The sequence below is a fragment of the Streptomyces sp. NPDC055506 genome (assembly GCF_053643595.1).
Map to the genome: position 1 here is coordinate 134,364 of NZ_JBSHKH010000001.1, position 21,237 is coordinate 155,600.

At 70.2% G+C, this 21,237-nt stretch carries 21 protein-coding genes; 5 read left to right on the forward strand and 16 right to left on the reverse strand.

Going from position 1 to position 21,237, the window contains the following annotated elements; translation table 11 throughout:
* Positions 1–42 precede the first annotated feature (42 nt).
* On the forward strand, positions 43–1,098 hold the full coding sequence (locus ACWIF2_RS00625) for a hypothetical protein (RefSeq protein WP_454357816.1): 1,056 nt from the start codon (positions 43–45) through the stop codon (positions 1,096–1,098).
* Between the two features lie 191 nt (positions 1,099–1,289).
* Here ACWIF2_RS00625 and ACWIF2_RS00630 read toward each other — a convergent pair whose 3' ends face one another.
* The 3 genes from ACWIF2_RS00630 to ACWIF2_RS00640 form a co-directional block, all read right to left on the reverse strand.
* Entirely contained in the window at positions 1,290–2,618 is a 1,329-nt protein-coding gene (locus tag ACWIF2_RS00630; protein ID WP_454357817.1) for a class I SAM-dependent RNA methyltransferase, read from the reverse strand.
* Positions 2,619–2,751: 133 nt separating this feature from the next.
* A complete protein-coding gene (locus ACWIF2_RS00635; RefSeq protein WP_454357818.1) occupies positions 2,752–4,803 on the reverse strand; it encodes an APC family permease in 2,052 nt (683 codons plus the stop codon).
* Positions 4,804–5,067: 264 nt separating this feature from the next.
* Positions 5,068–5,982 carry an adenosine kinase gene (locus tag ACWIF2_RS00640; RefSeq protein WP_454357820.1) on the reverse strand — a complete coding sequence of 305 codons (915 nt, stop codon included), beginning with the start codon at positions 5,980–5,982 and terminating at the stop codon, positions 5,068–5,070.
* Positions 5,983–6,252: 270 nt separating this feature from the next.
* Between ACWIF2_RS00640 and ACWIF2_RS00645 the strand changes: the two genes are divergently transcribed.
* Together ACWIF2_RS00645 and ACWIF2_RS00650 are read left to right on the forward strand one after the other, a co-directional pair.
* On the forward strand, positions 6,253–6,924 hold the full coding sequence (locus ACWIF2_RS00645) for a potassium channel family protein (protein WP_215118079.1): 672 nt from the start codon (positions 6,253–6,255) through the stop codon (positions 6,922–6,924).
* On the forward strand, positions 6,924–7,601 hold the full coding sequence (locus ACWIF2_RS00650) for a potassium channel family protein (RefSeq protein WP_215118080.1): 678 nt from the start codon (positions 6,924–6,926) through the stop codon (positions 7,599–7,601). Before ACWIF2_RS00645 ends, ACWIF2_RS00650 begins: the two co-directional genes overlap by 1 nt.
* Positions 7,602–7,685: 84 nt before the next feature.
* Here the strand turns inward: ACWIF2_RS00650 and ACWIF2_RS00655 are convergent, their stop codons facing one another.
* From ACWIF2_RS00655 to ACWIF2_RS00690, 8 genes are all read right to left on the reverse strand, one after another.
* Entirely contained in the window at positions 7,686–8,429 is a 744-nt protein-coding gene (locus ACWIF2_RS00655) for a DUF3159 domain-containing protein (RefSeq protein ID WP_454357821.1), read from the reverse strand.
* 3 nt (positions 8,430–8,432) lie between these two features.
* Positions 8,433–8,831, reverse strand: a complete 399-nt coding sequence (locus tag ACWIF2_RS00660) for an OB-fold nucleic acid binding domain-containing protein (protein ID WP_381033787.1) — start codon at positions 8,829–8,831, stop codon at positions 8,433–8,435.
* Between the two features lie 54 nt (positions 8,832–8,885).
* The gene (locus ACWIF2_RS00665; RefSeq protein ID WP_454357822.1) at positions 8,886–9,569 is read right to left on the reverse strand and encodes a response regulator; all 684 of its coding nucleotides are present in this window, start codon (positions 9,567–9,569) and stop codon (positions 8,886–8,888) included.
* The gene (locus ACWIF2_RS00670) at positions 9,566–12,109 is read right to left on the reverse strand and encodes an ATP-binding protein (RefSeq protein ID WP_454357823.1); all 2,544 of its coding nucleotides are present in this window, start codon (positions 12,107–12,109) and stop codon (positions 9,566–9,568) included. The genes ACWIF2_RS00665 and ACWIF2_RS00670 overlap by 4 nt, the downstream gene beginning before the upstream one ends.
* A gap of 130 nt (positions 12,110–12,239) precedes the next feature.
* Positions 12,240–13,406, reverse strand: coding sequence for an alginate lyase family protein (locus ACWIF2_RS00675; protein ID WP_454357824.1), 1,167 nt, complete (start codon positions 13,404–13,406; stop codon positions 12,240–12,242).
* 168 nt (positions 13,407–13,574) lie between these two features.
* Positions 13,575–14,324 (reverse strand): DUF3710 domain-containing protein, encoded by a 750-nt coding sequence (locus ACWIF2_RS00680; protein WP_454357825.1) that lies wholly within the window; start codon positions 14,322–14,324, stop codon positions 13,575–13,577.
* A gap of 1 nt (position 14,325) precedes the next feature.
* The gene (dut, locus tag ACWIF2_RS00685; protein ID WP_382498495.1) at positions 14,326–14,877 is read right to left on the reverse strand and encodes a dUTP diphosphatase; all 552 of its coding nucleotides are present in this window, start codon (positions 14,875–14,877) and stop codon (positions 14,326–14,328) included.
* 95 nt (positions 14,878–14,972) lie between these two features.
* The gene (locus tag ACWIF2_RS00690; protein WP_454357826.1) at positions 14,973–15,557 is read right to left on the reverse strand and encodes a PaaI family thioesterase; all 585 of its coding nucleotides are present in this window, start codon (positions 15,555–15,557) and stop codon (positions 14,973–14,975) included.
* A gap of 58 nt (positions 15,558–15,615) precedes the next feature.
* On the opposite strand from ACWIF2_RS00690, the gene ACWIF2_RS00695 reads away from it, so the two are divergent.
* Entirely contained in the window at positions 15,616–16,083 is a 468-nt protein-coding gene (locus ACWIF2_RS00695; RefSeq protein WP_454357827.1) for a DUF3093 domain-containing protein, read from the forward strand.
* Positions 16,084–16,124: 41 nt separating this feature from the next.
* On the opposite strand, the gene ACWIF2_RS00700 is transcribed toward ACWIF2_RS00695, so the two are convergent.
* The 4 genes from ACWIF2_RS00700 to ACWIF2_RS00715 form a co-directional block, all read right to left on the reverse strand.
* Positions 16,125–17,090 carry a hypothetical protein gene (locus tag ACWIF2_RS00700; RefSeq protein ID WP_454357828.1) on the reverse strand — a complete coding sequence of 322 codons (966 nt, stop codon included), beginning with the start codon at positions 17,088–17,090 and terminating at the stop codon, positions 16,125–16,127.
* A 13-nt stretch (positions 17,091–17,103) separates the two neighbouring features.
* Positions 17,104–17,400, reverse strand: a complete 297-nt coding sequence (locus ACWIF2_RS00705) for a DUF4193 domain-containing protein (RefSeq protein WP_003993510.1) — start codon at positions 17,398–17,400, stop codon at positions 17,104–17,106.
* 406 nt (positions 17,401–17,806) lie between these two features.
* Positions 17,807–19,039: a sensor histidine kinase gene (locus ACWIF2_RS00710; RefSeq protein ID WP_382581036.1), complete on the reverse strand. Its 1,233-nt coding sequence runs from the start codon at positions 19,037–19,039 to the stop codon at positions 17,807–17,809.
* A 5-nt stretch (positions 19,040–19,044) separates the two neighbouring features.
* Positions 19,045–19,698: a response regulator transcription factor gene (locus ACWIF2_RS00715; RefSeq protein WP_003993508.1), complete on the reverse strand. Its 654-nt coding sequence runs from the start codon at positions 19,696–19,698 to the stop codon at positions 19,045–19,047.
* Between the two features lie 426 nt (positions 19,699–20,124).
* Between ACWIF2_RS00715 and ACWIF2_RS00720 the strand changes: the two genes are divergently transcribed.
* Complete coding sequence (locus tag ACWIF2_RS00720) at positions 20,125–20,298, forward strand: hypothetical protein (RefSeq protein WP_382498504.1); 174 nt, start codon at positions 20,125–20,127, stop codon at positions 20,296–20,298.
* A 120-nt stretch (positions 20,299–20,418) separates the two neighbouring features.
* On the opposite strand, the gene ACWIF2_RS00725 is transcribed toward ACWIF2_RS00720, so the two are convergent.
* Positions 20,419–21,234: an inositol monophosphatase family protein gene (locus tag ACWIF2_RS00725; protein WP_454357829.1), complete on the reverse strand. Its 816-nt coding sequence runs from the start codon at positions 21,232–21,234 to the stop codon at positions 20,419–20,421.
* Positions 21,235–21,237 lie beyond the last annotated feature (3 nt).

Consider the following 21,237-nt stretch of genomic DNA (forward strand, 5'->3'; position numbering starts at 1 on the left):
AACTCTGTAGCCGGTCGGTCCCATTGTTCCTAGCATCAGAGCGTGAACTCGCAGAACGACAGCGGCGATCTCCCGGTCCTTCGCAGATGGCTGGGCGGCTCAGAGTCGCACCCACTGCGCTGGTACTTCGAGTACCGCCGACCGGACCTGCACCCGGCCGTCGTCTCGGCTTGGTGGAAGAGCGTCATCCTGGTGCCCGTGGAGCAGACCCTGTCCATTCTGGAAGCAACTGCGCCAGTGGGGCTGGACGGCAAGCGTCGGGACTTCCGCGCGTTCACGGACATGAGCGAAGCGGGCATGCAGCACTTCCGGACACACCTCGCCGAGTTGACGGTCGCCTCGCAACTGGCCGAGGCCGGCGTTCCGTTCCGGTTCAACACCGACGAGGGACCCGACCTGCTCCTGCAGTGCGGCCAGGAGACCTTCGGTATCGAGATCGGCTCCCGGCACCCGCGGAGTGTCTCTGACCTCAGCCACGCCCTGATCCGAGGTCTCCGGGAACGCGGCCTACCGACGGCTGTCAGGATACGCACGGACCCTGTCCCACCCGTGACCATCAGAGCGAGCGTCCGGGACGCGGTTATAGAGGCGTTCCTCCCTGCCGACGGCAGCCCTGGCGTCACCTCATTGCGCGTCGAGGCCGCCCCAGCACGCCCCGAAGACGGCATTCCAGCTTCCTGGCTGTCCATCCAGGTCAGCCGCGGCAATGGCTACACGACCATGTCCGCGCCGTTCAAGAGTCCTCACGTGGCCGCGATGGCACAGGACGTGGCCTCCGGCGTGCTCCGGGAGAAGCGCAAGCGGCGCCAAGCCAAGCTGATGCCGACCGTGCTGATCGTCGACCTGAGCGGTGGCGACCTGCCGGATCTACGGTCTTGGCCAGAGGCATTTGATGCCCTCTGGGAAGCCCATGACGACTTCCTCGCCGTCGGCGGGATGACCATCACTACCCGCAGCCGGGAGCCCAAGCTGCGGTTCTCGCTGAATCCCTTCGCGGATCAACCGGCGCTGGAGCGGGTCACCGCGCTGGTCTCCGAGTCCGGCCCCTTTTCCGATCTGGCAGATCAATTGAAGAACAGACGATGGCCCACCGGCTAGCGTATGGCACCACGCAATTCTCGGCACTGCCGCTTGATCAGGCACCGCATCAGATCACCTGACCAGCAACGCAGAGCACCAGACACCCCATCAGAACGAGCGTCAAATGAGCGTCAAGAGCGTCATTTCAGCGTCAAGATATCGCCCGTAAGGCCCACACCGCACATAATGCGCACGGACAAAACCGCAGGTCAGGAGCCCTTTGCCGCCGGCTCAAGAATCGCCACGCACTCCACATGATGCGTCATAGGAAACAGATCAAACGCCCGAAGCGTCCGCACCCGATACCCCCCATCCCGGAAGTACCCCAAATCCCGCGCCAACGCCGCCGGATCGCAAGCCACATACGCAATCCGCCGAGCCCCCAGCGACGACAGATGCTCCACCGTCTTCCGCCCCGCCCCCGCCCGCGGCGGATCAAGCACGATCAGGTCGACCTCCGTGATGCCCGTCCGCGGCAACACGCTCTCGACCTTGCCCTGCTCGATACGCACACGGTCGAAGTCGGCGAGATTGTGCCGCGCGTCCTCCACCGCACGCTTGCCCGACTCGATGCCGAGGACCGCGCCCTGGTCACCGACGCGGTCGGCGAGGGCGCCCGCGAAGAGGCCGACGCCGCAGTAGAGGTCGAGGGCCATGTCGCCCTTGCGCGGCAGCAGGCCCTGCATGACCGCGGTCACCAGCGTGTCGGCCGACTTCGGGTGGACCTGCCAGAAGCCGCCGCCCCCGACCCGGTGGGTCCGGCCGTCCGCGCGTTCGCGGACGAAGGGGCGGCCGTGGACGCGGTGGACGCCACCGGAGCGTTCGTCCACCCGCAGAACGGAGACGGGGCGGTCCAGTTCGACCAGCGGCAGGCGCGCGCCCGGCTTCGGCGTCAGGACGACCTGGCGGTCCTGCGACCCGGTCGCCGCGATTGCCTCGACGGAGTCCATGCCGGTCCAGTCGCGCTTCTCGATGCCCAGCTCGCTGACCTCCTCGGCGGCGATCATGCAGTGGTCGATCGGCTCGACCTCGTGGGAGCGGTGCCGGCGCAGGCCCGCCCGGCCGTCGGCGGTGACGGCGTACTGGACGCGCGTGCGCCACGCGGGGACCTGGCCCGCGGGCAGCTTGTCGCCCTCGGCGGGCAGCACCGTACCGTCCCAGCCGGCCTCCTCCGGAGTGAGCCCGGCGAGCCGCTGGAGCTGTTCGGCGATGACGTCGGCCTTCAGGCGCCGCTGGGCCCCCGGCTTGGCGTGCTGCCAGTCGCAGCCGCCGCAGCGGCCGGGGCCGGCGAACGGACAGGGCACGTCGATGCGGTCCTTGGAGGCGTCCAGGATCTCGACCGCGTCGGCGCGCAGGAAACGGGCACCCTCCTCGCCCTCCGTCACCCGCGCCACGACCCGCTCACCGGGCAGCGCGTGCCGGACGAACAGCACCTGGCCCTCGGACGTACGGGCGATGCAGTGGCCGCCGTGGGCGACGGGGCCGACCTCGACCTCGTACTCCTCCCCCACCAGCGACTTCCTCGGTTCTGCCTGCATGGCGGGGTGACTCCAAAAGCGTGAGGGGAAACGATCAAAGGTACGCGGCCGAACGGAACGGCCGGACAACAGCCCACCAGTCTACGTGGCTGCCGCCCGGCCGATTCACGCCCGTTTCACCGAGGCCGCGGCCTCAGCTCTTCGGCTCCGAGGACTCCTTCGACCGCACCTGAGCCGGCCCCCGCCGCACCGAGCCCGGCGCAGTCCATTCCTGCTGCTTGCGGGCCCGCCGCTTGGCCGCCTCGGAGGACTGGAGCTGGTACGGCACCGAGGTCACCATGATCCCCGGCGTGAACAGCAGGCGGCCCTTCAGCCGCAGGGCGCTCTGGTTGTGCAGCAGATGCTCGTACCAGTGACCGACGACATACTCGGGGATGATCACGGACACCGCGTCCCGCGGCGACTCCTTGCGCAGGCTCTTGACGTACTCGATGATCGGCCGCGTGATCTCGCGGTAGGGCGAGTCCAGCACCTTCAGCGGTACGTCGATGCCGCGCCGCTCCCACTCGGCCCGCAGTGCCTTGGTCTCCGCCGGGTCGACGTTGACGCTCAGCGCCTCCAGGCTGTCCGAGCGCATCAGCTTGGCGTAGGCCAGGGCGCGCAGCGTGGGGCGGTGGATCTTGGAGATCAGGACGACGGAGTGGATGCGGGAGGGCCGCACGCTGTCGTCGCTCGGCCCCTCGGGGGCGGCGATCTCCTCGGCGACACGGTCGTAGTGCTTACGGATGGCAGACATCGTCACGTAGAAGATCACCATGCCGAGCAGGGCGACCCACGCGCCGTGCGTGAACTTGGTGACGAGGACGACCACCAGCACGAGGCCGGTGAAGAACGCGCCGAAGGCGTTGATCGCTCGGGAGCGGATCATGTGGCGGCGCTTGGCCGGGTCCGTCTCCGTCGCCAGGTGGCGGTTCCAGTGGCGGACCATGCCGGTCTGGCTGAGCGTGAAGGACACGAACACGCCGACGATGTACAGCTGGATCAGGCGCGTGGAGTCGGCGCCGTAGATCCCGACCAGGAGTCCGGCGGCGCCCGCGAGGAGCACGATGCCGTTGGAGAAGGCCAGGCGGTCGCCGCGGGTGTGCAACTGGCGGGGCAGGTAGCGGTCCTGGGCGAGGATCGAGCCGAGCAGCGGGAAGCCGTTGTAGGCGGTGTTCGCGGCGAGGAAGAGCACCAGCGCGGTGGCCGCGGCCAGGATGATGAAGAGGAAGCTGCCCTTGCCGAAGACGGCCTCGGCGACCTGGGAGATCACCGGGTTCTGGACGTAGTCCGGGCCGAGCGGGACGCCGTTGTGGATCAGGTCCTTGGCCGGGTTCTCGGCCATGCGGACGTCGGTCGCGGCGGCCAGCGCGATGATGCCGCAGAACATGGTGACGGCCAGCAGGCCCATCATCGCGAGGGTGGTCGCGGCGTTCTTGGACTTGGGCTTGCGGAAGGCCGGGACGCCGTTGGAGATCGCCTCGACGCCGGTGAGTGCGGCACAGCCGGAGGAGAAGGCGCGCAGGAGGAGGAAGACCAGGGCGAAGCCGGCCAGTCCCTGGTGCTCGGGTTTGATGACGTAGTCCGCCGTCGGGGCGCGCATGGTGTCGTCCAGGACCAGTCCGCGGAAGGCACCCCAGGCGATCATGGTGAAGACGCCCGCGACGAAGATGTATGTCGGAATCGCGAACAGCGAGCCCGACTCCTTCACCCCGCGCAGGTTCATGAGCGTCAGCAGCACGATCACACCTATCGCGCAGAGCACCTTGTGCTCGACCACGAACGGGATCGCCGAGCCCAGGTTCTCGATGCCGGAGGAGATCGACACCGCGACGGTGAGGACGTAGTCGACCAGCAGCGCGCTGGCGACCGTGAGGCCGGCCTTGGGGCCGAGGTTGGTGTTCGCCACCTCGTAGTCGCCGCCGCCGCTGGGGTAGGCGTGCACGTTCTGCCGGTACGAGGCCACCACGGTGAACATCAGTACGACGACCGCGACGGCGATCCAGGGACTGAAGTGGTACGCCGTCACGCCCGCGATGGACAGGACCAGCAGCACCTCCCCGGGCGCATACGCCACAGAGGACAGCGGGTCGGAGGCGAAGACGGGTAGTGCGATGCGCTTGGGCAGGAGGGTCTCCCCCAGCCGGTCACTGCGCAGTGCGCGCCCGATCAGGATCCGCTTGGGCACGTCGGTCAGTTTGGACACAACAGAGGATCGTAAGCGTTCGATTGCGGGCTCGCCCACCCGCCACCCCTCATCGGCCTCCCATCTGCCCTCCGAGTGAATTCGGAGGGCACTGCGGCTGCGGATTCCGCAGGTCACCGGCTTCTCGTGCCTATATGACTAAGCCCGTCCCTCACCAGGCCGTTGTCGACCCCGGAGGTCCCATGCACACGCCCGCAGAACTGATCGGCGCCGCGGCCACCGTCATCGCCCTCGGAATCCTGACTCTCGCGAGCGTGCGCAGCATCAACCGCCGCTGACGAGGTCGCCGACCCGGGCACACAGTTCCGCCCGCCCGATGCTGTCGGCCCGGGTCGACGGCACCGTGCAGGCGTACGCCCCGGCCACCGTGCCGTACAGGGCGCAGCGGCGGGGCGGCTCGGCGTTCAGCCAGGCGTAGAGGAACGCGGCGGCGAAGGCGTCGCCCGCGCCGTTGGAGTCGACCACCGGCGCCGGGGGCGTCGCGGCGGGTACGTGGATCAGCTCGCCGTCGGCCAGCAGATAGGCCCCGTCGGCCCCGGCGGTGGCGACGACCGCCCGGGCCCTGCCCCGTTCGGTGATCCGCCGCATGGTGCGCTCCGGGTCGGCCAGCGCCGCGCTGGACAGGAAGACCAGGTCGGCCTGGTGCGCGAAGGTCTCGTGGTACGGGTTGGCCCCGTCCCAGTCGTGCAGGTCGGTCGAGACGGTCACGCCCGCCTCGTGCAGGGCGGGCAGCGCGTGGCCGCACGGCTGCGTGATGACGACGTGGGCGTGCCGGCTGACGGCGGCCAGCTCCCGCAGGGCGGCTTCGGGCAGCCGGTCGGTCTCCGCCGAGCGCGTGGCGTCGTAGAGGGAGAGCCGCTTGCCGTCCGGGCCGACGAGGTTGACCGCCCGCTTGGTGCCGAGCGGCTGGGGGACGGCGGTGAGCGCGATGCCGCGGTCGCGGTGCAGGGCGCGGACGAGGTCGCCCTCGGGGTCGTCGCCCAGCATGTCGAGGTGGTGGGTGCGCAGGCCCAGCGCGCTCGTGCCGAGGGCGACGAAGTCTCCGCTCTGGCCCGCGCGCGTCACGATCCCGGGCCGGATCATGTGGCTGTCGGCGAGCGGCACGGGCAGCTCGGGCACGTGCACGATCGTGTCCACGCCCGCGCCGCCCAGGACCAGGACGTCGATCTCGGTACTCATGGTGCCTTCCTCCCCCGCCGAGGGCCCGGTCGAAGCCCGCTCCGGCCGGGGCAGGGCCCTCGGCAACCCCCTCGACTTTGCCGATACGTTGGAGTCGGGCAGTCGAACGCGGCACCGCCCCCGCAGGGCATCATGGCCTGATTCCACCGGCATGATGTTGCCCGGCGGTCCGCACGCAGGCCGCGATGTGATGCCCGGCGAGCCGAAAGAGAGACATGATCACGACATTCATGAAGGTCAGAGGGCCTGCAGGAAGCGCGGTGTGACGCGATGCATATTGTCATCATGGGTTGCGGGCGAGTGGGCTCCGCCCTGGCCCAGAACCTGGAGCAACAGGGCCACACGGTCGCCGTGGTCGACCAGGACCCCACCGCCTTCCGCCGCCTGGGATCCTCCTTCGGCGGCCGCCGGGTCACCGGGGTCGGCTTCGACCAGGACACCCTGCGGGAGGCCGGCATCGAGGAGGCCGGCGCCTTCGCCGCCGTCTCCAGCGGTGACAACTCCAACATCATCGCCGCACGTGTGGCCCGCGAGATGTTCGGCATCGAGAACGTCGCCGCCCGCATCTACGATCCCCGCCGCGCCGAGGTCTACCAGCGCCTGGGCATCCCCACCGTCGCGACCGTCCGCTGGACGGCCGACCAGATGCTGCGCCGGCTGCTCCCCTCGGGTGCCGAGCCGCTGTGGCGCGACCCGACCGGCGGCGTCCAGCTCGCCGAGGTGCACGCCTCCACCGCGTGGGTCGGCCACAAGATCAGCCGGCTCCAGGAGGAGACCGGCGTGCGCGTGGCGTTTCTGACCCGGCTCGGCGAGGCGGTCCTGCCCACCTCGCAGACGGTGTTGCAGGAGGGCGACCTGGTGCACGTGATGATGCGCACCGACGAGGTCGACACGGTCGAGGCGGCGTTCGCCAAGGGTCCCGAAGAGGAGGGCGGTCACTGATGAGGGTCGCCATTGCCGGAGCCGGCGCGGTCGGCCGCTCGATCGCGGGCGAGCTGCTGGAGAACGGCCACGAGGTCCTGCTCATCGACAAGGCGCCGACGGCCATCTCGGTCGAGCGCGTCCCGCAGGCGGAGTGGCTGCTCGCCGACGCCTGCGAGATCACCTCCCTGGACGAGGCGGCCCTCCAGCGCTGCAACGTCGTCATCGCCGCGACCGGCGACGACAAGGTGAACCTGGTCGTCTCGCTGCTCGCCAAGACGGAGTACGGCGTGCCGCGGGTGGTCGCGCGGGTGAACAACCCGAAGAACGAGTGGCTCTTCAACGAGTCCTGGGGCGTGGACGTCGCCGTCTCCACCCCGCGTCTGATGTCCGCCCTGGTCGAGGAGGCGGTGAGCGTGGGCGATCTGGTCCGCCTGCTCCGCTTCAGCCACGGCGACGCCAACCTGGTCGAGCTGACCCTGCCGGAGGAGTCGGCCCTGGCCGGCACGCAGGTCGGCGATGTCGAGTGGCCCGAGGACACGTCCCTGGTGACGATCATCCGCGGCACCCGGGTCCTGACCCCCTCCCGGGAGGACTCCCTGGAGGCGGGCGACGAACTCCTCTTCGTGGCCGCGCAGGCCCGCGAGGAGCAGCTGGAGGACCTGCTGTCGGTGCGCAAGGACAGCGCGAAGAGCTGAGGCTGTGCCCTTCGTGGCAAGCAGGAAGGGGCGTCCCGAGTACTCGGGACGCCCCTTCTCTCAGCTTCTCTCAGCTCTGGAGACTCACTGCTCGGCGGACCGGGCAGCGGCTTCCCGCTCCCTTTCCCGCTCCCTCTCCTCGGCGGCCTTCTCCTCCGCCTCCATCTCCGCGAACACATCGATCGGCGCGGGCGCCTTCGCCAGGAACACCCAGGTCAGCCACACGGCGAGCAGGAACGGCGGGATCTTCAGGGCGATGAGGACCCAGCCCAGCTGTGTGGTGTCGGCCCACCAGTACAGCGGGAAGAGGATCGCGCACTTGGCGAGCAGGATCGCGCCCCAGGCGTAACTGGCCTTGGCGTAGGCCTTCTTGCGGCCGGGGTTGCGCGTGCGCCAGGAGAGGTTCTCCTTGAAGACCGGGCCGAGGATCAGCCCGATCAGCGGGACACCGCACAGCGTGGTGACGATGTACGCGAGTCCGAGGCCCAGCGTGTAGAGCATGCCGGGCAGGTAGAAGTCCTTGGCGTTGCCCGTCATCATCGCGAAGACGACACCGAAGGCCACACCGAAAACACCGCTGAAGGCGTGCTTGACGGTGTCCTTCATCACCAGCCGGACCGCGACCAGCACCAGCGACACGGCCAGCGCCGCGATCGCCGACAGATGCAGGTCCTTGTTGATCGTGTAGATGCTGACGAAGAGCAGGCCGGGCAGCACCGTCTCGACCATGCCCCGGACGCCGCCGAACGCCTCGAACAGGGCGGCCTCGGTCACCGCCCGGTTGTCGTCCGCAGATGTCTCTTCGGTCGGCTTGTCGAGCGACGTCACCGGCTACTCCCGTCCGAGGGGTCTCAGTTCGTACTTGGGGTTGAACAGCACCCGGCGGCCCCGGCTCATCGAGATCCGGCCCGATGCGATCAGCTTGCGCCCCGGTTCTATGCCCACGATGGAGCGCCTGCCGAGCCACACCACGTCCAGCGCGGCGGAGCCGTCGAACAGCTCGGCCTCCAGGGCCGGGACGCCCGCACGCGGCCGCAGGGTGACCGTGCGCAAGGTACCAGTAACCGTCACTATCTGCCGGTCCTGACAGTCTCCGATCCGGATACAGCCTGCCGTCTCGGTGTCCTCCCGCAGCTCCTCGGACTCCAGGTCCTCCTGCGACGAGGAGAGCCGGTCGAGCATGCGCCGGAACCGGCCCGCCTGCTTCTGCGAACGAGGAACAGCACTCATGACTAGAGCGTACCGGGGCCCGCTGACAGCTACGCAGCCCTGTCGGCACGGGCCTTACCTCTCGAACCGATAGCCCATCCCCGGCTCCGTGATGAAGTGCTTCGGATGCGAGGGGTCCGCCTCCAGCTTCCGCCGCAGTTGTGCCATGTACACGCGCAGATAGTTGGTCTCCGTCCCGTACGACGGCCCCCACACCTCCTGGAGCAGCTGCTTCTGCCCGACCAGGCGGCCGCTGTGGCGCACCAGGACCTCCAGCAGATGCCACTCCGTCGGCGTCAGGCGTACGTCCTTCCCCGCGCGGTTGACCTTCTTCGCGGCCAGGTCGACGGTGAACTCGTCGGTCTCCACGATCACGTCGTCCTCACCTCCTCCGGCCGGCTCGGCCCGGCGCACGGCGGCCCGCAGCCGGGCCAGCAGCTCGTCCATGCCGAACGGCTTGGTCACGTAGTCGTCGGCACCCGCGTCCAGCACCTCCACCTTCTCGTCGGAGGAGTGCCGGGCGGAGAGCACCAGGATCGGTACCCGCGTCCAGCCGCGCAGGCCCCTGATCACCTCGACGCCGTCCATGTCGGGCAGCCCGAGGTCGAGGACGACCACGTCGGGGTGGCGGGCGGCGGCGAGCTCGAGAGCGCCGGCGCCGTCGTGGGCCGCGTCGACCTCGTACTTGCGTGCCTTGAGGTTGATCACGAGAGCGCGCACGATCTGGGGCTCGTCGTCGACCACCAGGACGCGGGTCATGAGACCTGCCTTTCGGGTTCTGCCGCGTGGAACGGCTCCGGGCGTGTTCCCGCCGCGCGGAGGGTGAGGACCATGGTGAGTCCGCCGCCGGGCGTGTCCTCGGCGTTCAGGGTGCCGCCCATGGCCTCGGCGAAGCCGCGCGCCACCGCGAGCCCCAGGCCCACGCCGGCGCCGCGCGGGGCGTCGCCGTAGCGCTGGAAGGGTTCGAATATGCGGTCCTTGGCCTCGTCGGGGACGCCCGGCCCCCGGTCGACCACCCGCACCTCCACCCGGTCGGCGAGCGCGCTCGCGGCGACCAGCACGGGCGAGCCGGCCGGACTGTACTTGACGGCGTTCTCGACCAGGTTGGCCATCGCCCGCTCCAGCAGCCCCGGGTCCACGGCGACCATCGGCAGGGTCTCGGGCACGTCCAGGCCGGCGCTGCCCTCGGGCACCCCGCCGAGCGCCATCGGCACCACTTCGTCGAGGTCGATCTCGCGGATCAGCGGGGTGACCGTGCCGGTCTGGAGACGGGACATGTCGAGCAGGTTGCCGACGAGGTGGTCGAGCCGGTCGGCGCCCTCCTCGATGCCCTCCAGCAGTTCCGCCCGGTCCTCCTCGGACCACTCGACGTCCTCGGAGCGCAGTGAGGACACCGACGCCTTGATCCCGGCGAGCGGGGTGCGCAGATCGTGGCTGACGGCGGCCAGCAGCGCCGTACGGATGCGGTTGCCCTCGGCGAGCGCCCGGGCCCGGTCGGCCTCCTCCTGGAGCCGGCGGCGGTCCAGTACGACGGCGGCCTGGGCGGCGAAGGCGGCCAGCACCCGGCGGTCCTCGGCGGGCAGGACGCGGCCGGTCAGCGCGAGCGCCATATGGTCCCCGACCGGCATGTCCACGTCCGCCTCCTCGGGCCGCTCCACGGGATGCCCCTGCCCGACGCGGCCCGCGCAGGTCCACGGCTCGACGTCGCTCGCCCGCTCCAGCAGGGCCGCCGACTCCATACCGAAGGTCTCCCGGACCCGTTCCAGCAGGTCCTCCAGGCCGGTCTCGCCGCGCAGCACGTTGCCCGCGAGGAAGGACAGGATCTCGGACTCGGCCCGCAGCCTGGCCGCCTGGTGGGTGCGGCGGGCCGCGAGGTCGACCACGGAGGCCACCGCCACCCCGACGGCCACGAAGATCACGATGGCGACGATGTTCTTCGGGTCGGAGATGGTCCACCGGTGCAGCGGCGGTGTGTAGAAGTAGTTCAGCAGCAGCGATCCCACCGCCGCCGAGGCCAGTGCGGGGAGCAGCCCGCCGAGCAGCGCCGCCGCCACCGTCAGCGCCAGGAACAGCAGCATGTCGTTTGCGAGGCCGAGGTCCACGGTGTTGAGCAGCGCCGCCAGGGCCGGCGGTCCCGCGACGCCGACGACCCAGCCCCACACCCGCCGGGAGCGCCCGAGGCGCGCGTCCCGGGCCACCGGAAGCCCGCGGCCCTTGGCGACCTCGTCGTGGGTGACGATGTGCACGTCGAGGTCGGGCCCGGACTCCCGGGCGACCGTCGCTCCCACGCCGGGCCCGAAGACGTACTGCCAGGTCTTGCGGCGGGAGGACCCCAGCACGATCTGGGTGGCGTTCACGCCGCGGGCGAAGTCGAGCAGGGCGGCCGGTATGTCGTCGCCCACGACGTGGTGGAAGGTGCCGCCGAGGTCCTCGGCCAGGGTCCGCTGCATCGCCAGTTCCTTGGGCGAGGCGGAGGTCAGCCCGTCGCTGCGGGCTATGTAGACGGCCAGTACCTCGCCGCCGGCGCCCTTCTCGGCCAGCCGGGCGGCGCGGCGGATCAGCGTCCGGCCCTCCGGGCCTCCGGTCAGGCCGACGACGATCCGCTCGCGCGAGCCCCAGATCCTCGACACGCGGTGCTCGCTGCGGTACTGCGTGAGATAGGCGTCGACCCGGTCGGCCACCCACAGCAGCGCCAGCTCGCGCAGGGCGGTCAGGTTGCCGGGCCGGAAGTAGTTCGACAGGGCGGCGTCGACCTTGTCCGGCTGGTAGATGTTGCCGTGCGCCATCCGCCGCCGCAGCGCCTCGGGCGACATGTCGACCAGCTCGATCTGGTCGGCCCGCCGTACCACCTCGTCCGGCACGGTTTCCTGCTGCCGCACCCCGGTGATCGACTCCACGACGTCGCCGAGGGACTCCAGGTGCTGGATGTTGACGGTCGAGATCACGTCGATACCGGCCGCCAGCAGTTCCTCCACGTCCTGCCAGCGCTTGGCGTTGCGGGAGCCGGGGACGTTCGTGTGGGCCAGTTCGTCCACGAGGGCGACCGAGGGGGCGCGCCGCAGGACGGCGTCGAGGTCCATCTCGGGGAAGAGGCCGCCGCGGTACTCCAGCTGCCTGCGCGGTACCTGCTCCAGGCCGTGCAGCATCACCTCGGTGCGGGGCCGGTCGTAGTGCTCGACGTAGGCCACCACGCAGTCGGTGCCCCGCTCGACACGGCGATGCGCCTCGGAGAGCATCGCGTACGTCTTGCCGACGCCCGGTGCCGCACCGAGGTATATCCGAAACTTGCCGCGTGCCATGGCCTCATTGTCTTCCGGTCCGCTGTTTGCGCAGCGTCGACCTTACGGCCGGCGAATACGGCATACGGGCGCCGGGCGCGGCCGCGGACCGTCTTTGACGGAACTCTGACGCGCCCGGCGGGTCAGGGCCTCACGCGGGATTGTCGCCGTGGGTGAGGGTCTCCCAGGCGACGAAGAGGTTGTTGCTGCCGGCCGGGCGCCCCCGCATGGTCAGCGTCCCGGTGTTGGTCATGGCGTGTCCGAGGCGGTTGGCCAGGGCGTTGTGGCCGACCTCGGGGACCGGCCCGAGCCCGGGCTTGAGCGAGCCGCCGCACAGCCAGCCCGGGGCGGCGGTGCCGAGCTCGTACTTGGCGTGGAAGCCGAGCCCGTGCCGCAGCCGCTCGCCCACGTCGGTGCCGTAGAGGTCCTGGCCCTGGATCCGGCTGGTCTCGGCGATGTGCGAGATGGCGGAGAGGCCGTAGCCGGTGTGGGTGAAGTCCCGGCAGGTCTCCTGGCTGAGCCCGTCGACGAAGGTCGACTGCCCCTGCCAGTACCGGACGATCTTCTCCCGTGTGTTCAGGTTCTGGCTCGGCACGGTCTTCGGCAGCGCACCGTCGGAGGCCAGATAGACGTAGGCGGCCGTACGCGTCCGGAACTTCGCCATGGCCTTGTCGTACGACGCCTTGTCCTCCAGGAAGACGGAGATGCCGACGGCGGCCTCCATCATCGACAGCTCCCAGTTCCCGTTGGAGTGGGAGCCGTTGATCACCTCGGGGAGGTAGACGTCGCGGAGCATGGTGGCGAAGCGGCCGGAGTTCGCCCAGGTCCCGGTGTAGGTGTGCTTGATGATCTCGGCGGCCTTGGGCCAGGAGGAGCCGGCCCAGCCGGTCTGCAGGGGCGCGTTGCTGTTGGTGTGGTCCCTGATCACGGCCGACCAGGCGTCCATCAGCTCGATCGCCTTGCGCGCGTGCCGTTCGTCGCGGGTGAGGTACCAGGCGAGGGCCTGGGTGTAGGCGGCGATCGCGTCCTCGCGTTCGTCGGTGCAGCCGTGGTTGGGGTTGGAGTACGAACCGCACTCGACGACGGCCCGGGGCGCGGGCCTGCGGTTCAGGTCGGCGTACTTGCTCGCCATCATCCGGTCGAAGGCGCCCTTCCAGGGCTGGGCACCGGAGTCGACCTTGGAGCGGGCGAAGTCCAGCTGCCCCTTTGAAACGGTGACTCCGGGGTGGACGAAGCTGCGGGGAGCGGCGTTCGCGGGCCAGGTGAGGAGGCCGGCGACGAGGGCGGCCGTGGCGGCCAACAGAGCGGTTCTGCGCATGCGTAGGAGCCTTCCGTTCTCGTATGTGAACGTGAAGCGCCTTTATGAACAGACGCGGTGAACGGAGACGGTAGGTACAGACCAATGACCCGTCAAGGCTTCACGCATGAGCGCGCATGAGAAAGGGCCGCACCCCATGGGGGTACGGCCCTGCTGTCTCTGTGAGCCTCAGCGGACCTCGGTGATCTCCGGTCCGCGCTGGAGCTGGCCCATTCCGCCCGCGAAGCGGGAGCCCTCCTCCTGCTGGACGCCCTCGGGGACCATCTGGGCGTCGTTCGGCAGCTTCAGGACGATCGGGTCGCGGGGCGCCATCGGGCCCTCGCCGCGGACCACGACCGTGTCCCGGAAGATCTGCTCGAGCAGCCCGGCGGCCTGCGGCTGCACCGCGCCCTGGCCCGAGATGACCCCGCGCAGGAACCACCGGGGGCCGTCCACGCCGATGAACCGCACGACCTGGAAGCCGCCGGTGCCGTCCGGCAGCTGTACCGGCACCTGGGCCCGCAACTCCCAGCCCAGCGGCCCCTCGACCTCGTCGACGATGCCGCCCTGCTGGGTGATGCCCGAGCCGATCTCCTCGCGCACCTCGCCCCAGATGCCCTCACGCTTGGGTGCGGCGAAGCCCTGCAGCTGAATGGCGCTGTCGCGCAGCACGACCGTCGCCGCCACGATCGCGTCGCCCGCGACCTCGACCCTGAGCTCCATGCCCTCGACGCCCGGCACGAACAGACCGCCCAGGTCGACCCGGCCCTCTGCCGGGTCGTGGACCTCGGAGTCGTCCCAGGGCCCGTCGGGCCGCGGCGCCGGCTCGAGCCTCAGGCGCTCGCCCTCATCCGCCTCACTGTCGACACCGTCGACGACCTGCTCGGTCTCGCCGGCCGCGTCATCGGCGGCATCCCTATTCTTGCGACGTCCGAACACGTCACTGTCCTTCCCGGTCGGATACGACCGAAGCGTATCGATTCCCACCCGTCCGACCGCCCAGGGCGGCCTGACCGCTTGTGCCGCTCGTCCCGTCCACCGCCGCATGGCCTCCGGTGGACCCGAAGCCCCCCTCGGCCCGCGCCGAGTCGGGAAGTTTTGCCACCTCTTGGAAGCGAACCTTCTCGACCTGCTGGACTACCAGTTGGGCAATCCGGTCGAAGCGCTCGAACCGCACGCACTCGCGCGGGTCGAGATTCACCACGATCACCTTGATCTCCCCACGGTACCCGGCATCAACCGTCCCCGGGGCATTCACCAGGGCGACGCCGCAGCGGGCGGCCAGACCGGATCGCGGGTGCACGAAGGCCGCGTACCCCTCCGGCAGCGCCACAGACACTCCCGTGGGCAGCACGGCCCGCTCGCCCGGCTCCAGTTGGCACGCCTCGGTGGTGCGCAGATCGGCTCCCGCGTCACCGGGCTGCGCATACGACGGAAGGGGTACTTCCGGATCGACGCGCCGGATCAGCACATCGAGGGGCTGACGGCTCACAGGGCTCGCGGGAGTCATGGGGCTTTCCGGGCTCGCGGGGTCGGTGGGGCCGGTGGGGCTCATGGGGTCGGCCGGGCTCACGGGGCCTTCCAGGCTCACGGGTTCACCTCGAAGGCACGGGCGCGCCGGACCTGGTCCGGGTCGTTCATGGCCGCCTGGATCTCCTCCTGGCGGCCGTGCTCGACGAAGTGGTCGACCTTCACCTCGACGAAGAGCGCGTCGGCGCGCACGGCGACGGGTCCGTCGGGGCCTCCCACGCGTCCGGTCGCGGTCGAGTAGATCTTCCGCCCGGCCACCGCCGTCACCTCCGCCTGAAGGTGCAGCGTGGTGCCGACGGGCACGGGCCCCATGAAGTCGGTCTCCAGCCGCCCGGTCACGGCGATCGTGCGCAGCAGCCAGTTCAGCGAGCCGAGGGCCTCGTCCAGGGCGCTGGTGAGCACCCCGCCGTGCGCGAGGCCGGGTGCGCCCTGGTGGGCGGGCCGTACGGTGAACTCGGCGGTGAGTGACACGCCCTCGCCGGCCCGCGCCTCCAGGTGCAGCCCGTGCGGCTGGTCACCGCCACAGCCGAAACACTGACCGTAGTGCGCGCCGAGGAGCTCACCGGGCGCCGGAGCGTCCGGATGCCGCACCGGTCGCACGGCGTCGGCCGGAGGCTGAAGAGCTGCGGAAGTACGACTCACAGCCGGAGACCTTACCCGCGCGTCGGCCCGTTCCGGACACCGTGTCAAGCTTGGCTCCATGCAGCTCTCCGCCGCCCCGTACGAAGAACGCCTCACCGCCCCCCGGACCTGGTGGCTGATCTCGTTCCTCGTCGGTGTCTCGATGGCCCTGATCCTGCTTCCGTTCGGCACGCTGCCCATGCTCGGCGGCCTGGCCGGAGGCACCGCGGTCGCGGCCGTCGCCGCGAGTTCGTACGGCTCGGTCCGCATCCGCGTGGTGGGCGATTCGCTGATCGCGGGCGAGGCGAAGATCCCGCTGGCGGCGCTGGGCGAGGCGGAGGTCCTGGACGCGGAGGGGGCGCGCGCCTGGCGCACCCACAAGGCCGACACACGCGCCTTCATGCTGCTGCGCGCCTACATCCCCACGGCCCTGCGCGTGGAGGTCACGGACCCGGAGGACCCGACTCCGTACCTGTATCTGTCCACGCGCGAGCCGGAGCGTCTGGCGGAGGCGCTGAAGGCCACCAGGCCGGCGAAGTCGGAGTAGCACATCCGAGCGTCGCTTCACCCGACGGCGGGCGGGCGGCTTCAGCGTCCGTCGTCGCGCTTGTGCGTGTCGTCGCGTTTCGCGTCCGCGTCGCGTCCCAGGGGGTCGTGCGTGATCTCGCCCATCTCCAGGGCGTCCGCCGGTCGTTCCAGGGCGGGAAGCGCCTCGAGAGCCTCCCAGGGCACCTGAAGCTTGCGCAGGTCCTTGCGGATCCGCGCGGCCAGCTTTCTCGTCTCGCTGCGGTTCATGGCCGCCCCCACGGCGGCGCCCACCAGGAACGGGATCAGGTTCGGCATGCTGCGGACCATCCGCTTCATGATCCGCTGCCGCAGCTCCCGCTTCATGCGGCTGTTCAGCGCCACGCTCAGCGTCGACGGCTTGGTCGCGTCGATCCCGCGCTCCCCCGACCACGAGTCGAGATACGCGGTGCTGCGCTGCTTGAGGTTGCCGGGCGGCCGTACGCCGTAGACCTCGTGGAGTTCGGCGATCAGCTTCAGCTCGATCGCGGCGACGCCGGTCACCTCGGCGGCCAGTTCCGTAGGCAGCGCGGGTGGAATGGGAAGCATCGCGGCCGCGCCGATGCCCGCTCCGACCGTCGCCGTCGCGCTCGCCGCGCCGGCCACGAGTTTGTCCGCGAGCTCTTCGGGCCCGAGGCCCGGGAACTGCCTGCGGAGCGTCGCCAGGTCCCGTACGGGGATCCGCGGCGCCAGTTCGATGATCCGGTCGGCGAGGTACGCGAGCCCCGCCCGGGCCCGGACACCGCCCTTGCGGGCGCTCTCCCTGGCCCTTTCCCGGATCGCCCCCGCCCGCCGTCGGGCGACGGGTGCGGGGACGTCCACGGACGCCGGGAGGTCACTCCGGTCCGCGGCCGGTTCGAGCGAGGCCGCCCCCGTACCGGTTGGGCCTCGCTCGTCGTCACGCGCGCCGTACTGCGGGCCGTCCATCGGCCCTTCGTCCGCTTTCCGCTTGGAGAAGCGGCGCTTCCAGGGAGGGGTCGAGCCAGTCACGGCCGACCCGTCCTCAGTCGCAGTCGCGGCAGATCGGCTGACCGTTCTTCTCCCGGGCCAGCTGGCTGCGGTGGTGCACCAGGAAGCAGCTCATGCACGTGAACTCGTCCTGCTGCTTCGGGAGCACCCGGACGGCCAGTTCCTCGTTCGAGAGGTCGGCTCCGGGCAGTTCGAGGCCTTCGGCGGCCTCGAATTCGTCGACGTCCACTGCGGAAGCCGACTTGTCGTTCCGCCGGGCCTTCAGTTCTTCGAGGCTGTCCGAGTCAACGTCGTCATCGGTCTTGCGTGGAGTGTCGTAATCGGTTGCCATGGTCGCTCTCCCCCTCTGGGTGTCTGCGGTGTCTCCAGCGCACGTAACGCGTGAGAGGCCGGACTTGTGCCCGACCTGAGGCGGAGATTTTGCCTCACATCAAGGTCTGTTACTCAATCGACACCCAACCGGACTCCTCACGAGTGATCGGCTTGGATGGCGATGGGGACCGTACACGGTCCGAATGCCGCACCTCAAAGGCGTCTCACCCTGTACTTCCCGTGATCAAGACCCCCGAAAACCGGGATTTTCCCGGCTTTCCGACAGGGCTCATGATCACGGAGAGTAGATGGCCGGAAAGGCGCCCCTGTGATCGATCACACACAGGGTGCCCGAGGTGAGGCCTCAGAAATTCCGCGCAAAGCGAACATCCCCGTGCACCGCCGAGTTGATCGGCGACATGATCTCAGATGGGCAGCGTGACTCGCATCACGAGCCCACCTCCCTCGCGGGGCTGGGCGTAGATGTGCCCGCCGTGCGCCCGGGCCACGGACCGGACGATGGACAGACCGAGTCCGACGCCCTTGTCGCTGCCCGTGCGCTCCGTGCGCAACCGCCGGAACGGCTCGAAGAGATTGTCGATCTCGTACGCCGGCACGACCGGGCCCGTGTTCGAGACCACCAGGACCGCCTGACCGTGCTGGACCTCGGTGGTGACCTCGACCCAGCCGTCCTCGGCCACGTTGTAGCGCACGGCGTTCTGCACCAGGTTGAGCGCGATCCGCTCCAGCAGCACGCCGTTGCCCTGGACGACCGCGGGCTTCTGTTCGCCGCGGATCCGCACGCCCTTGTCCTCGGCCTCGCCGTGCACCTGGTCGATGGCCTGCGAGGCGACCTCGGCCAGGTCCACCGGCCCCCGCTCCACGATCTGGTTGTCGCTGCGGGCGAGCAGCAGCAGGCCCTCGACGAGCTGCTCGCTGCGCTCGTTGGTGGCCAGCAGCGTCTTGCCGAGCTGCTGGAGCTCCACCGGTGCGCCCGGGTCCGACAGGTGCACCTCCAGGAGCGTGCGGTTGATCGCCAGCGGCGTCCTCAGCTCGTGTGAGGCGTTGCCGACGAAGCGCTGCTGGGCGGTGAAGGCGCGCTGCAGCCGCTCCAGCATGTCGTCGAAGGTGTCCGCCAGCTCCTTCAGCTCGTCGTCCGGGCCGTCCAGCTCGATCCGGCGGGACAGGTCGGAGCCGGCCACCGTACGGGCGGTGCGGGTGATCCGGCCCAGCGGCGACAGGACCCGGCCGGCCATGGCGTAGCCGAAGGCGAAGGCGATGACCGCCAGGCCCAGCAGGGCCAGGAGCGAGCGGCTGAGCAGGTTGTCCAGGGCGTGCTGACGCTGGTCGTTGACGCACTGGTTCATCGCGTCGTTGAACTCGCTGGGCGAGGCCTGGCCGGGCAGGTTGCAGATGTCGCTGGTGACCTTGCCCTCGACGATCTTGAACGGCAGCTCGCTGCCCACGTTCAGCGCCTGCGCGGCCAGCAGGTAGATGATCGACAGCAGCAGGATGCCGGCGATCAGGAACATGCCGCCGTAGAGCAGCGTGAGCCGTATGCGGATGGTCGGGCGCAGCCAGGGGAAGGGCGGCGCGGGCCTCCTGGGGTCCCAGGTGGGCTTCGGGGGCGCCTGCGGGGGCGCGGGAGTCGCTGCCACGGATATCAGATCCGGTAGCCGGAGCCGGGGACGGTGACGATGACGGGCGGCTCGCCGAGCTTGCGGCGCAGAGTCATGACGGTCACGCGCACGACGTTCGTGAACGGGTCGGTGTTCTCGTCCCAGGCCTTCTCCAGCAGCTGCTCCGCCGAGACGACGGCACCCTCGCTGCGCATCAGCACCTCCAGGACGGCGAACTCCTTGGGAGCGAGCTGGACCTCCTTGCCGTCGCGGAAGACCTCACGGCGGTTGGGGTCGAGCTTGATCCCGGCGCGCTCCAGGACCGGCGGCAGGGGCACGCTGGTGCGCCGGCCGAGGGCCCGCACGCGCGCGATGAGCTCGCTGAACGCGAAGGGCTTGGGCAGATAGTCGTCGGCGCCGATCTCCAGGCCCTCCACACGGTCGCTGACATCGCCGGAGGCCGTGAGCATCAGCACACGCGTGGGCATGCCGAGCTCGACGATCTTGCGGCAGACGTCGTCGCCGTGCACGAGCGGGAGGTCACGGTCGAGGACGACCACGTCGTAGTCGTTGACGCCGATGCGCTCCAGGGCGGCCGCACCGTCGTACACGACGTCGACGGCCATGGCCTCCCGGCGCAGTCCGGTGGCCACCGCATCGGCGAGCAGTTGCTCGTCCTCGACGACGAGTACGCGCACGTCCCTAGTCCTTCCTCATGTCCACCCGCACCGCGCTTCTCGGGCGCATGCGGGCAGGGGTCTTCGACGGTCTGCTGGTGTGTTGCCCTCCATCCTGCCCTTTTCGGCCATAAGTCGGAGGTAAGGCGGGTGAGGGAGAGGTCGGAGGCGGGTGTGGCCGCGGGGAATAGGAGATTTTCTCCTCCGGTTAGGTTTCCACGGAAGGGAGCTTGGGGAGGACGGCTTTACATCCCACGATCACACTCTGCTGGTACCGCACCACCATGCGGTGCGCATCAATCCGCTTTTCCGCAGGGCGGGCGTGGGTGTCCGGCACCGTCGCCGCCCAGCAGAGCGGCGCTGGGCATCCACCGGAGACGTGATCGTCCCTTCCGAACGGCACACCCCCGTGCCATCGACCCACGACCCAGGACGAGGGGGCGCAGCATGGACGCATTCACCGCAGGACTTCTGCAGCGCATAAGGGCGACCGAGTCCGATCTGTCCCGGGCTCAAGACGAGGGCGACGACTTCCTCGTCGAAGTGGAGCAGGGCGAGCTCGACGACCTGCGCCGCCTCGCCGCCGAGCACGGTGTGGAGGTCAGCGCGACGAGCGTCTGATCAGAACGTACGAAGCGGGCCCCGGCGAATCCAGCGCCGGGGCCCGCTTCGTCGTCCTAGGGGCCCGTTCACCCGGTGTTCAGCTCGGCGCGGGCCGTCGTACGCCGGCCCGGGCCGGCCTCAGTCGTGCCAGGCGCCGAAGTCCTCCAGGAGGCGCTGGAGGGGTTCGAAGACGCCGGGGGTCCCCGCGACCGTCAGGTCGCCGGACGGGCGTTCTCCGGGGCGTCCACCGGTCAGGGCGCCCGCCTCCCGGGCGATCAGGTCACCCGCCGCCAGGTCCCAGGCGTGCAGACCGCGCTCGTAGTAGCCGTCGAGGCGACCCGCGGCCAGGTCGCACAGGTCGACCGCGGCCGAGCCGCCGCGCCGGATGTCACGCAGCAGCGGGATCAGCCGCTGGGCCACCTCGGCCTGGTGGGCGCGGACCTCGGCGACGTAGTTGAACCCCGTCGAGACCAGCGCCTGGTCCAGGGGCGGCGCGGGGCGGCAGGCCAGCCGGCGCTCGCCGTCCCAGGCTCCCGTGGCCCAGGCTCCGCCGCCGAGGACGGCGTGGAACGTCTCGCCGCGCATCGGGGCCGTGACGACTCCGACGACGGTCTCGCCGTCCTGCTCGGCGGCGATGGAGACGGCCCAGGTGGGCAGGCCGTACAGGTAGTTGACCGTGCCGTCGAGCGGGTCGATCACCCAGCGGATGCCGCTCGTGCCGTCGCTGGAAGCGCCCTCCTCACCGAGGAAGCCGTCGTCCGGGCGGCGCTCGGCGATCAGGCCGGTGATCAGCTTCTCGGCCGCGATGTCCATCTCCGTGACGACGTCGATGGGGCTGGACTTGGTCGCGGCGACCGCCAGGTCGGCCGGGCGCCCGTCCCGCAGCAGGGCGCCCGCGCGGCGGGCGGCCTCCTGGGCGAGTCCGAGCAGGTCCGTGTGCAGGGGGTCGGTCACGGG

Coding starts and splice junctions, on each gene's coding strand:
- ACWIF2_RS00630 (WP_454357817.1), bottom strand. CDS start 2,618: ATGCAGGCAGAACCGAGGAAGTCGCTGGTGGGGGAGGAGTACGAGGTC.
- ACWIF2_RS00640 (WP_454357820.1), bottom strand. CDS start 5,982: ATGAGTACCGAGATCGACGTCCTGGTCCTGGGCGGCGCGGGCGTGGAC.
- ACWIF2_RS00645 (WP_215118079.1), top strand. CDS start 6,253: ATGCATATTGTCATCATGGGTTGCGGGCGAGTGGGCTCCGCCCTGGCC.
- ACWIF2_RS00650 (WP_215118080.1), top strand. CDS start 6,924: ATGAGGGTCGCCATTGCCGGAGCCGGCGCGGTCGGCCGCTCGATCGCG.
- ACWIF2_RS00660 (WP_381033787.1), bottom strand. CDS start 8,831: ATGAGTGCTGTTCCTCGTTCGCAGAAGCAGGCGGGCCGGTTCCGGCGC.
- ACWIF2_RS00665 (WP_454357822.1), bottom strand. CDS start 9,569: ATGACCCGCGTCCTGGTGGTCGACGACGAGCCCCAGATCGTGCGCGCT.
- ACWIF2_RS00670 (WP_454357823.1), bottom strand. CDS start 12,109: ATGGCACGCGGCAAGTTTCGGATATACCTCGGTGCGGCACCGGGCGTC.
- ACWIF2_RS00675 (WP_454357824.1), bottom strand. CDS start 13,406: ATGCGCAGAACCGCTCTGTTGGCCGCCACGGCCGCCCTCGTCGCCGGC.
- ACWIF2_RS00695 (WP_454357827.1), top strand. CDS start 15,616: ATGCAGCTCTCCGCCGCCCCGTACGAAGAACGCCTCACCGCCCCCCGG.
- ACWIF2_RS00705 (WP_003993510.1), bottom strand. CDS start 17,400: ATGGCAACCGATTACGACACTCCACGCAAGACCGATGACGACGTTGAC.
- ACWIF2_RS00720 (WP_382498504.1), top strand. CDS start 20,125: ATGGACGCATTCACCGCAGGACTTCTGCAGCGCATAAGGGCGACCGAG.